The sequence below is a fragment of the Anabaena catenula FACHB-362 genome (assembly GCF_014698735.1).
Taxonomy (GTDB): domain Bacteria; phylum Cyanobacteriota; class Cyanobacteriia; order Cyanobacteriales; family Nostocaceae; genus Anabaena; species Anabaena variabilis_A.
Genome location: NZ_JACJTQ010000001.1, coordinates 182,201 through 193,430, shown reverse-complemented (window position 1 = coordinate 193,430; position 11,230 = coordinate 182,201). Strand labels below are relative to the sequence as shown.

13 protein-coding genes are annotated in these 11,230 nt (G+C 41.0%); 9 read left to right on the top strand and 4 right to left on the bottom strand.

Going from position 1 to position 11,230, the window contains the following annotated elements:
• Positions 1–393: 393 nt before the first annotated feature.
• A complete protein-coding gene (locus tag H6G68_RS00895) occupies positions 394–2,406 on the bottom strand; it encodes a DICT sensory domain-containing protein (RefSeq protein WP_190904931.1) in 2,013 nt (670 codons plus the stop codon).
• Between the two features lie 48 nt (positions 2,407–2,454).
• Between H6G68_RS00895 and H6G68_RS00890 the strand changes: the two genes are divergently transcribed.
• The 7 genes from H6G68_RS00890 (at position 2,455) to H6G68_RS27525 (ending at position 7,320) form a co-directional block, all read left to right on the top strand.
• The gene (locus H6G68_RS00890; protein ID WP_190905108.1) at positions 2,455–2,652 is read left to right on the top strand and encodes a hypothetical protein; all 198 of its coding nucleotides are present in this window, start codon (positions 2,455–2,457) and stop codon (positions 2,650–2,652) included.
• 543 nt (positions 2,653–3,195) lie between these two features.
• Positions 3,196–5,472 (top strand): amylo-alpha-1,6-glucosidase, encoded by a 2,277-nt coding sequence (locus H6G68_RS00885; protein ID WP_190904930.1) that lies wholly within the window; start codon positions 3,196–3,198, stop codon positions 5,470–5,472.
• A 364-nt stretch (positions 5,473–5,836) separates the two neighbouring features.
• On the top strand, positions 5,837–6,118 hold the full coding sequence (locus H6G68_RS00880) for a hypothetical protein (RefSeq protein ID WP_190904929.1): 282 nt from the start codon (positions 5,837–5,839) through the stop codon (positions 6,116–6,118).
• Between the two features lie 5 nt (positions 6,119–6,123).
• Entirely contained in the window at positions 6,124–6,414 is a 291-nt protein-coding gene (locus H6G68_RS00875) for a type II toxin-antitoxin system RelE/ParE family toxin (RefSeq protein ID WP_190904928.1), read from the top strand.
• A gap of 154 nt (positions 6,415–6,568) precedes the next feature.
• On the top strand, positions 6,569–6,823 hold the full coding sequence (locus H6G68_RS00870) for a ribbon-helix-helix domain-containing protein (protein ID WP_190904927.1): 255 nt from the start codon (positions 6,569–6,571) through the stop codon (positions 6,821–6,823).
• Positions 6,817–7,179 carry a type II toxin-antitoxin system PemK/MazF family toxin gene (locus H6G68_RS00865; protein ID WP_190904926.1) on the top strand — a complete coding sequence of 121 codons (363 nt, stop codon included), beginning with the start codon at positions 6,817–6,819 and terminating at the stop codon, positions 7,177–7,179. The genes H6G68_RS00870 and H6G68_RS00865 overlap by 7 nt, the downstream gene beginning before the upstream one ends.
• Before the next feature lie 9 nt (positions 7,180–7,188).
• Entirely contained in the window at positions 7,189–7,320 is a 132-nt protein-coding gene (locus H6G68_RS27525; RefSeq protein WP_277925331.1) for a hypothetical protein, read from the top strand.
• 238 nt (positions 7,321–7,558) lie between these two features.
• Here H6G68_RS27525 and H6G68_RS00860 read toward each other — a convergent pair whose 3' ends face one another.
• The 3 genes from H6G68_RS00860 to H6G68_RS00850 all read right to left on the bottom strand — a co-directional run bounded on the left by H6G68_RS00860 (position 7,559) and on the right by H6G68_RS00850 (position 8,813).
• Positions 7,559–7,888 carry a DUF2973 domain-containing protein gene (locus tag H6G68_RS00860; RefSeq protein ID WP_190904925.1) on the bottom strand — a complete coding sequence of 110 codons (330 nt, stop codon included), beginning with the start codon at positions 7,886–7,888 and terminating at the stop codon, positions 7,559–7,561.
• Between the two features lie 239 nt (positions 7,889–8,127).
• On the bottom strand, positions 8,128–8,439 hold the full coding sequence (locus tag H6G68_RS00855; RefSeq protein WP_190904924.1) for a DUF2605 domain-containing protein: 312 nt from the start codon (positions 8,437–8,439) through the stop codon (positions 8,128–8,130).
• Positions 8,440–8,663: 224 nt separating this feature from the next.
• Positions 8,664–8,813, bottom strand: coding sequence for a hypothetical protein (locus tag H6G68_RS00850; RefSeq protein ID WP_190904923.1), 150 nt, complete (start codon positions 8,811–8,813; stop codon positions 8,664–8,666).
• 22 nt (positions 8,814–8,835) lie between these two features.
• Here H6G68_RS00850 and thrS point away from each other — a divergent pair, with 22 nt between their 5' ends.
• Together thrS and H6G68_RS00840 are read left to right on the top strand one after the other, a co-directional pair.
• On the top strand, positions 8,836–10,656 hold the full coding sequence (gene thrS / locus H6G68_RS00845; protein WP_190904922.1) for a threonine--tRNA ligase: 1,821 nt from the start codon (positions 8,836–8,838) through the stop codon (positions 10,654–10,656).
• A 179-nt stretch (positions 10,657–10,835) separates the two neighbouring features.
• Positions 10,836–11,051, top strand: a complete 216-nt coding sequence (locus tag H6G68_RS00840) for a hypothetical protein (protein WP_127056397.1) — start codon at positions 10,836–10,838, stop codon at positions 11,049–11,051.
• Positions 11,052–11,230: the final 179 nt, after the last annotated feature.

The following is an 11,230-nucleotide window of genomic DNA, read 5'->3' as shown; positions in this document are numbered from 1 at the left end:
CTGGTTTTACTATGCTGCTGTTTGGTTGTAAATACTTTTATACGTTTGTTTACAAGCAATTATCAGAAAATTTGTCTGATAGCGTAGCGTGGCGCAAGCCATATCAGGATTTACAGGATTTTAGGATTTACAGGATGTTTGTTATACTCAAAACGGCTAAAACCTGGATTTTTTGATAATACAAACAACAAATTCAAAGCCTCTCCCCGTAGCGGGGAGAGGTTTGGAGAGGGGTTCCATATTTAGTTAAACTATGAACCATTTGTAGTATAGTATTGTGATTTTTTTATCTGAAATAATGAAAGTAGCGGTAATGCCCTTCTGGAAGCAAGTTACATGAATTACCGCTACGCAAGAATCAGGCTTTCGGTAGCATTGTGCGTAAGTCCTGAATTATTTTGTCTTCACAAACGACTGCTGTTCCTCTGCACTACCCTGAACAATGGGAATAGTGAAGTGGAACTGACTACCTTGGTCTTTACCAGTGGACTCTGCCCAAATTTTGCCGCCCCAACCAGCAACTATTTGGCGAGAAATTGCTAAACCCAGACCGGTACCACCCGCAGTCCGTCGCAAAGCTCCCTCTTCTTGATAAAATCGGTCAAAGACTATTTCTAGGCGGTTAGGTTCTATGCCTCGTCCAGTGTCCGCTACAGTCACCTCAACCATTTGATTGTGGTTGCGAGTAGCCGCTTTGATGTGAATCTCTCCTTCGGCTGGTGTAAATTTACAAGCATTGTCTATCAGTTTGGCTATTACCTCCACTAGCCAATCACCGTCAGCCCTAATCAAAGGTAAAGTTTTCGGAATTTGCGTTTTAATTTGGGGTATCTTTTCTGTTGATGACCTTGTACGCAAGCGGCTGAGGGCTAAATCTATACATTCTTGTAAAGTCAGGGATTCGGGATGCCATTGCACCCGACCACTTTCTAAATTAGAAAGAGTGAGGAAATCTTGCACTAATTTCCGCATCCGTTCTGAGTCAGAAAGAGCAGTACTGAGCATGACCTGCTGCAACTCTAGGGGCATATCCGGCTCACTAGCGAGGCTTTCCAGACAAACTTGAATAGTAGATAGGGGGGTACGGAGTTCATGCCCTGTGATGGCTATCAAGTTGCTGCGGGTGCGGTCAAGGGCTTCTAGCTGCTTGTTCAATTCTTCTAAATTAGCGAAAGCTTCGGCTTGAATCAGGGCTGCACCTACTTGAGTTGCGATCGCTTTCACCAAATCCAATTCTCCTGGTTGCCACTCATGGGGCGGTAAATCACAATAATGTAACTCCACAATTCCCAACAGTCGTCCTTGAGAGAACACAGGTTCCATCAACCAAGAACGAATAGCCAACTTTTTCACAATCAAGGAAAGTCTGGGAGAACTGGTAACACGATAGTCAATCAGCGTATCAGAAACACATACGCCCTCACCCTGTTGTGCCAGTTCTTGAAACAGAGGATTGCTCTCTAACTCCCAAGTTTGTCCTCGCACCGAAACCACACCAGGACTTAAAAACTCATGCTCAATGATGGCTTGGGCTTCGGTAGTTTGAGCGCGGTAAATTAGACAACGACCAGCTTCGAGATGTTGACCCAATTCTTGTGCAGCCACTTCGAGAACAGAGTGCGGATCAAGCGATCGCCTAATCGCCGTGCTAATCGAGTTTACCAAGCGTTCTTTCCGTGCTTGTGCCGCTATGGAACGGTAGGCTTTGTGCAGTTTGTACTGACTAGCTTGCAGGTAAGTCACCAAACGCTGTACAAAAGGGTCAGTATCGATATCACAAGCATATTCGTTCAGTGGCTCTGCGCCTGATATCTTGATTGACCCTCCAATACCAAACCTCTGTCGTGCCTCCTCAATTTTGTCTACCAAATCAGGTCTGTAAACCAGAATTCTGTTCAATAACAATTGGGCGGCTTTGAGGCTTACTCCCCGCTCCGATGTCCAAATCCCCTCAAATCTTCTTGCTGTGTCGATATCTAAACCAGGGCTAATTTCTGGTAACTGCTGATTTTTGGCGATAGAACCAACGCTTTCTCGGCACACCAAGCAGGTAGCATAGTTGTCCGCGATGACCACCAAATGCCACTCTTGACTTAAACCGTCATCTGGCTCAAAAGCTACTTTTTCATAGTATTCCGAATTATGGGCAAACTCCGTTTCCGGTGCCGATAATACATATATTTGATTACTTCTTTGAGACAGTCGTTGATAGCGATGAGCTTCTTGGCGGTAGAATCGCTCTCGTTGGAAACTAGCAATAATCAGGGGCTGGCTCAAGGTGGCAGCCAAAACCTGATCTTCCATTGCATGGGAGAGCGCCGTTAGTGAAGCCTTGAAATATAACTGGGGCCGCAGGTAGGGTAGTGACTGTAGCAAATCACTCAGCACGGAAGTCGAAATGCTCATGAATATCGTTAAACGCCCAATCTAGACAAGATCCACGTCACAGATGCATTGTACAAATTAAAACTGGTCATTGGTCATTGGTCATTGGTCATTGGTCATTGGTCATTGGTCATTGGTCATTGGTCATTGGTCATTGGTCATTGGTCATTGGTCATTGGTCATTGGTCATTGAAAAAACTCTTACCTATTACCCAATACCCATTACCAATCCCTAAATTGATCCATGTTCCTAAGCCCAATATATAGCAACGGACAGCTTTCTTATCAGGTAGCGCCAGCCAAGGCAATTTGTAGCTTTTGCAGCAAACACAGCCAAAATACCACAGCATGGGATACTACTCAAAGGTAGATTTCCACAGCTTTGGCAATTTTCGAGCGCCGTAACCGAAAAACACCTTGGTTATTTTGGCTATTATTGGTACTGAACCAAACTAAAAAAAATTTAACTGAACATCTGGTTGCGTATTTTCTAGGTCTAGCATCTCTCAATGCTCAACAACGAATAAATCAAGCAAAAATACCCAGTTTCCAGCCTTGACTTCCAAACGAGAACCGTTAAATTGATGGGGGGATGGGGGATGGGGAGATGGGGAGATGGGGAGATAGGGAGATAGGGAGATGGGGAGATAGGGAGATGGGGGGACGCGGGGAAAATGAAGAATAACTTAAATTACCTATTCCCAATGACCAATCACCAATGACCAATCACCAATGACCAATCACCAATCACCAATCACCAATGACCAGTGACCAAAGTCCAAATCTAGTCCTGTAAGGGAATTTTGCTTAATGACACCGGATATGTTGATTACCCCAGAAAGAATTTTCTTGGATGGAAAAACGTTTATTCCTGCCGAACAGCTACCGATTCCAGAATGGCCTTGTGTTGTCAGTGAAAAACCTCAGCCAACCCTGACAGTTAAAGATGATGATTTATTCTTGGTGACAGATACAATGGGGAACATTTCCGGTTGTTCCATCAATGAAGGAAATGCCAGTTTGGGGATGTTTTGCTGTGATACTCGGTTTTTAAGTCGCTTAGAGTTGCAGATTGACGGGCGATCGCCTGTTTTACTGAGTAGCACCGCTGAAAAGGGTTTTGCGCTCTCAATTTTGTGTACTAATCCCAAGATTGAAGAACGCCTTAAAGCCGATACTATAGGCATTCGTCGGGAAATTGTCCTCAACGGCGCACTATTTGAAGAAATAGAAGTTGCCAACTACAGCACCACTAGCATCACTTTTGAACTCAGCCTCAGTTTTGATGCGGATTTTGTGGATTTATTTGAAGTCCGGGGCTATAACCGAGAAAACCGGGGCAAACTTTTACGCCTCATAGAACCGACTCAGCCAGGAGTAATAGGTGATGGCATTGCACCACCATCTATTCAAGCACACCGAGAGGAAGTTCTGACTCTGGCTTATCAAGGTTTAGATGGTGCGGTAATGGAATCCCGCATCCAATTCCAGTATCGTCAACCAGACCATTTTAAGGGGTACACAGCAGTTTGGCAGCTAGAGTTGGCTGCTCACGAAACCCAAAAGCTGGGCTACCGGGTAAATATGTTCATCAACAACCAGTCTAGTTCTACGGTGAATGCTGCTATCACCTTGGCACAGGCAAAAGCGGCTGAGTTGATGGAGGAGCAAAATTGGGTACAACAAATTACACGTATTAGCTCAGACAAAAGTCTTTTCAATCGAGTCGTTGAAAGGGCTGAAGAGGATATGTATTTGTTACGCCAGTCTTTTGGCAAGTACAAAACTGTTTCTGCTGGTGTGCCTTGGTTTTCGACGCTGTTTGGTAGGGATTCGATTATTACCGCTTCCCAAACCTTGATGTTAAATCCGCAAATTGCCAGAGAAACCTTGATGCTGCTGGCTACGTACCAGGGTAAAATTGAGGATGATTGGCGGGAAGAGGAACCGGGCAAGATTTTACACGAGATTCGCCTAGGGGAAATGGCACGTTGTCAAGAAATTCCCCATACTCCCTATTACGGAACAATTGATGCTACTCCTCTGTGGTTGATGCTTTATGCTGAATACTACGCTTGGACTCATGACCAAGAAACCCTAGATCAACTTTGGCCTAATGCTTTAGCGGCAATGGATTGGATTGATCGGAATATCCAAGAAACAGGCTATCTCAGTTATCACTGTAAATCAAAACGTGGTTTAACTAACCAAGGTTGGAAAGACTCCGGTGATTGTATTGTGAACCGCAAAGGTGAGTTGGCTAATGGTTCTATTGCTTTGTGTGAGGTGCAAGCTTATGTTTATGCAGCGAAAAATAGCCTAGCAGAAATTGCTAAGATGAAAAAGCATCTGGATTTGGCAGAGCGTTGGCAAGAAGAAGCCAGAAATCTGAAGGTGCGTTTTAATCAAGATTTTTGGAGTGAAGACCAAGATTACTGTGCTTTAGCTTTAGATGGTGAAGGAAATAAAGTAGATAGTATTACTTCTAATCCTGGTCATTGTCTGCAATTGGGCATTTTTACACCAGAAAAAGCCTACAGTGTGGCAGAAAGGTTGCGAGCCTCAGATATGTTTAATGGTTGGGGTATTCGCACTTTGAGCAGTTTGTCGCCGGCTTATAATCCGATGGGTTATCATACTGGTTCTGTGTGGCCTCATGATAATGCCATGATTGCGATGGGATTGCGATCGCTTGGTTTAATTGATCAAGCTTTGGAATTATTCCAAGGTTTATTTAATATGACCAGTTATCAGTCTTATCAACGTCCACCAGAACTTTTTTGTGGGTATGAACTCAACGGAGATAATACTCCTGTACAGTATCCAGTTGCTTGTTCTCCCCAAGCTTGGGCTACAGGTAGCATCTTCCAACTACTGCAAATGATAGTTAATTTAGTCCCTGACGCGCAGAATAATTGTTTGCGAATTATTGACCCGGCTTTGCCAGAATCAATCAATCGTTTATCGGTTCACAATTTGCGTGTTGGTGGGACAATCTTAGATTTAGAATTTGAGCGTTCTGGTAGCACTACCGCTTGTCGGGTTGCTAATAAACGCGGTAATCTTCGCGTGGTGATTGAAGCGTAAATATTGTCTGAATTAGGATTTACAAGATTTGAGGATTTTCAGGATCAGGAAAAAAACATTCTTCATCCTGTTCATCCTTTAATCCTGAGAATCCTGATTCTGACAGAAAAAATTCTCAATCCTGTTAATCTTTTCATCCTCAAAATCCTGATTCAGACATTTATTGTAAGGGTTTAGCAATGCTAAACCCCTACGTTTTAGGTATGATTTGTGGATGATAAGATAGCGATTTTTTTGAAGGATGGGGGAAAGCGATAGCTTCGCTCGCCGCAGGCATCGCCTTTTTGCTGTTCTGAGTGTGCGTTAGTGGTAGCTCACCGAAGGTATCGCAGTATAATGTAAGTAGCTTTTAACCCATATTTCTATGAAATTAACAGAAATTTTACCCTCACTGCAAAAATTATCTCATCAAGAAAAAATCAAAGCCATTCAATTTTTAGCCACAGAATTAGCTAAAGAAGAAAATTTAGTAGAAGAATCACTTGAGTATGGTCAGATAGATACAGAATTAAATTTTCAACCTCTCACTGAAACAGAAATGATTGAGCAAAGTAAATATGCTCTAGAAGAATATCTTCGTACAGGTTCAGGAGTCAAACATGAGAAAGTTAAAAAATGGGCAAATAGTTTAGGAAATCAACAATAAGGCTAATGTCTGAGATAGTTTGGACAGAAACAGCAACTAATGACTTAAATCGTCATTACGATTTTATATCAACAATTAATCCTGATGCAGCAGCACGCGCAGTACAAGCAATAGTTTCTTCTGGTGAAAGTCTACAACAAAATCCACGACGCGGTTCAATTGTAGATGAAATAGCAGGATTACGAAAACTTTTAGTTTCTTTTGGTAAATACGGCTTTATAATCCACTACGTTATTCTTGAGGATGATGTAATTATTTTACGCATCTATCATGGACGAGAGAATCGACCTTGTTAGTCAGTAGGGTAGGCATTTTATTATTAATTCTTTATGAAGTTTTTAGGGGTTTAGCAATACACTTTACCCCTACCTTTTGGGTATTGATTGTGGTAATGATAGAAATAGCGTAAAATTTAAGTTATACCCTCAGTCAGAAAAAAGGTATAACTCAATGACAAGCATCAAAACGGCTATTTCAATCGAAGAATCACTTTATGAAGAAGTAACAGCTTTAGCAAATGCAATGAAGATTCCTCGCAGTAAATTATTTGCTATAGCAATGTCAGAATTTTTGCGTCGTCAAAAACAGCGCCAATTAGTAGAAAGTGTTAATGAAGCTTATGCAGATGGTTTGGATGAATCAGAACAAATCATGTTAGCAGCAATGCGACACCATCAAGGACAATTAAAAGAAAAAGAATGGTAATTAAGCAAGGTGATATTTATTGGATTGATTTGGGAGAACCAATAGGATCAGAACCAGCTTATATCCGTCCTTATGTGGTGATCCAAAATGATTTGCTCAACGGTTCTCAAATCAGAACGGTAATAGTTTGTGCATTAACTTCTAATTTGAGACGAGCTAAGGCAATGGGTAATGTTTTACTAGAGTTAGGAGAAGCTAATCTTGATCGGCAAAGTGTGGTAAATGTATCGCAAATTTTTACAGTAGATAAAGCTTTATTAACTGAAAAAATCGGTACGCTATCGAAAGAAAGAATTAGACAAATTTTAGCAGGATTAGCAATGGTAACAGAACCACAGGAAATAAATTTGGATTAAGATTTAACTTTGGAAATGGAAGATGAAGAGTATGGTTTGCGACTTCAGCGCCATTTGCGGATGAGGTTGGAAGGTGGTTTAGAAGGTGAGTCATTTTGGGAACAGCGAGATGGTGTAGTAATTGCTTATTGGTGGGATTAGTGATTTTTCAAAATAATTAAAAAAATGTCAATTTCCATCCAGTAAATCCTTTAATCCTGGACATCCTGTATCCCTTACGGGAGGCGTATGACTCCTGCGTCGTCACGCAAGCTATAGCCATTTCAGACAAAATAAAATAAATCATCAATCATCTTTTTATTAATTAAATAAACCCAAAAATAAGGGGTAAAGCACATTGCTAAACCCCCACAGAATCCCGAATTATAACAATTACAAATTAAGCTCCTTCTGGACGATCAATTTTCTGACCAGGAGAAGATTCATAAAGAGCATCCAACTGTTCCCGCGCATCTTCAACATTAATTGAACGCATTACCAACAGCGGTTCTTTAATAAAATTACCTGCGCTATCTAACAATTCTGGATGGGGTACGGACTTTCTTTTAGCCCCATAATAGCCATAGCCACCTTGATTACCCATTGACGAGGAATTTGCTGGATAAGGCCGCTCTCTATCAAAACTGAACATGATCAGATTGCGAATTAAATTACCCACAGCTATGAATGCAAGGACGGTGAAAGCTAAAATGTAGAGTAGGTGTAGCATTGAATTATCCTCCAGGGCAACAAGTTTTAAAGCTTTATATCGTAGTGATTAACTTTCGCTCACCTATGATTGATGATGATGAGGAATGTTAAATTATCTATCTATTTGTGATGTGATATTTTGTAATCCTATTAAGATTACGGTAACATGGGCTACATTATTTTTTTATGAAAATAATGTTAAGCTTTCTTTCTGATCATTGCGACTTATATACAGTTTTGTCACATAGTAAGTCACGGTTATTTTGACTGACGGTAGCGCATCCCTACATTCCAACATTCACTTACCAATTGATGCCAAGGCTTTATAGTTGCCATATCTATACCGACTTGTTCATTAGTTGCAGTAAACAGCATCTTTGCTGTGCTAAGTTCTACTTGCGCTTGTTTAACTCGCTGTAACAAGTCTAATTGCTCTTTATCACTCATAAATTGGATTTTCTCATTTTCCAGTAGTTCAAGCGATCGCCCAAACCAATATTGAAAATCCTCTAACAATGGCTCCAAGACTGATTTTAGTAATTCAGTACTCGGTGGATTCGAGTCTCCCATATATGAAAAGCATATTTCCTAATTTCTTTTTAATATTAACGTTATTTACGAATCTTAACAATCAATTCATAATTTTCCATCAATATGGCCAAGAAGATCAGAAATCTGTAACTTGAGATACTATACACAATTATATAAATTTGGCAATAGGCTTGCAAAGCTCTCTGGGAGTAAGCCGACATATGTCTAAAGGAATAAATCAACGGCACAAAAAAATCATCTATCTAAAATTTTTCTGCGTTAATCAGCGCACAGAATTCTGCTCCCAGACTTTTGTCAACAGCCGGTGGTTGGGCTAAATTAGGAGAAACCATAGCCAGTGGACTATTATTTATTTTGTAAAGATATTTTTTGTCAACTTTATTTTTAATCACTTCGCCAAAAGTTTAACAGCCGATGTCGCCAAATCAAGAAACCCAACCAGCCGAAAAAATCTATTTACCCCGTACCAGTGAATCAGAGACATTAAAAAAGATTCGCCACACAGCTTCTCATATCATGGCAATGGCAGTACAAAAGCTGTTTCCCAAGGCGCAAGTCACAATTGGACCCTGGATTGAAAATGGGTTTTATTATGACTTTGATAGTCCAGAACCCTTCAGCGATAAGGATTTGAAAGCCATTCAAAAAGAAATGGTGAAGATTATCAATCGCAAATTGCCATTAATTCGCGAAGAAGTCAGCCGAGAAGAAGCACAACGCCGCATTGAAGCGATTAAAGAACCTTATAAACTAGAAATTCTGGCAGATATCAAACAGGAACCGATCACAATTTACCATTTGGGAGATCAATGGTGGGATTTGTGCGCTGGTCCCCACCTCGAAAATACTAGTGAAATCAACCCCAAAGCCATAGAATTAGAAAGCGTTGCTGGTGCTTATTGGCGTGGAGATGAAACCAAAGCCCAATTACAGCGCATTTACGCCACAGCTTGGGAAACTCCCGAACAACTGGCTGAGTACAAACGCCGCAAAGAAGAAGCCCTGCGCCGCGACCATCGTAAACTGGGTAAAGAACTAGGATTATTTATCTTCTCCGATTTAGTCGGTCCTGGTTTACCCTTATGGACTCCGAAAGGAACTTTACTGAGAACGATTTTAGAAGACTTCCTCAAAAAAGAACAATTAAAACGGGGTTATTTACCTGTAGTTACTCCCCACATTGCCAGGGTTGATTTATTTAAAACATCGGGACACTGGCAAAAATACAAAGAAGATATGTTTCCTTTAATGGCTGAAGATGAGGAAGCAAAAGCGCTAGAACAGGGTTTTGTCCTCAAACCGATGAATTGCCCTTTCCATATCCAAATATACAAGAGTGAGTTACGCTCTTATCGGGAATTACCGATGCGATTGGCGGAATTTGGCACAGTTTACCGTTATGAACAATCTGGGGAACTGGGTGGTTTAACAAGAGTGCGCGGTTTTACCGTTGATGATTCTCATTTGTTTGTGACTCCTGAACAGTTAGACAGCGAATTTCTGAATGTTGTAGATTTGATTTTGTCGGTGTTTGGAAGTCTGCAACTGAAGAATTTTAAAGCCAGACTCAGTTTCCGAGATCCTGCTAGTGATAAGTATATCGGTTCTGATGAAGCTTGGGATAAAGCCGAAGGTGCGATTCGTCGCGCTGTTGAACAATTGGGAATGGATTATTTTGAAGGAATTGGGGAAGCGGCGTTTTATGGACCCAAGCTTGATTTTATCTTCAGTGATGCCTTAGAACGGGAATGGCAATTAGGAACGGTGCAGGTAGATTATAATTTACCCGAACGGTTTGATTTAGAATACGTGGCTGAAGACGGTTCGCGTAAACGTCCAGTTATGATTCACCGCGCACCGTTTGGTTCTTTGGAACGGTTAATTGGGATTTTAATTGAAGAGTACGCGGGTGATTTTCCGCTGTGGTTAGCGCCTGTGCAAATCAGGTTATTACCTGTAGGTGATCTTCAGTTAGATTTTACCAAAGAGGTGGCAGCGAAGATGGTTGCGTTGGGAATTCGTGCGGAAGTGGACACGAGTGGCGATCGCTTGGGTAAATTGATTCGCAACGCCGAAAAGGATAAAATACCTGTAATGGCGGTGGTTGGTGCGAAGGAAGTAGAAACCAACAGCTTGAGTATCCGTACCCGCGCTTCTGGAGAATTGGGTGCGATAACGGTAGATGAGGTTGTGGATAAAATGCAGGAAGCAATTACTAACTTTAGCAACTTCTAAAAAAGTAGGCTGGGTAATTCCCAGCCCCAAAATAAACTCGCTCAAAATCAAATTATGAGTACCACAAAAGATCAAGTCCAATCTCTTTTACATTAACTTCCAGATGATTGTTCAATTGAAAAAACACCCCATAAATACGCTATAATAACAATATCTATAGACTCAAATAGTAATTAATTATGAAAAAAATAGAACTGGAACTAGATCAAGAAACTTATGACAAAATACAACAACTAACCCAAACTCATCATTGTCAACTCTCAGACCTAATTAAAGCAATGATTGAGCAACTGACTCAACCAGAAATTCTCAACGATTCATTTATTGGCAAATGGTCGAATGATGCAGAGTTAGTTGATCAACTAATTGAAGATATGTTACAACATAGAACCTAAGAAATGCTACTTCGACAGTGAAAAATAAAACTTTAATTTATACAGATATTTTTTCGGAAATTCGTAAAGGTAAAAATCCTCAAGTCATAGCTAAAGCTATTGCCTATAGCAGGAGGCAGGAGGCAGAGGGCAGGAGGCAGGAGGGAAAGCCTTATTATATCTAAGTTTCAAGGATTAAT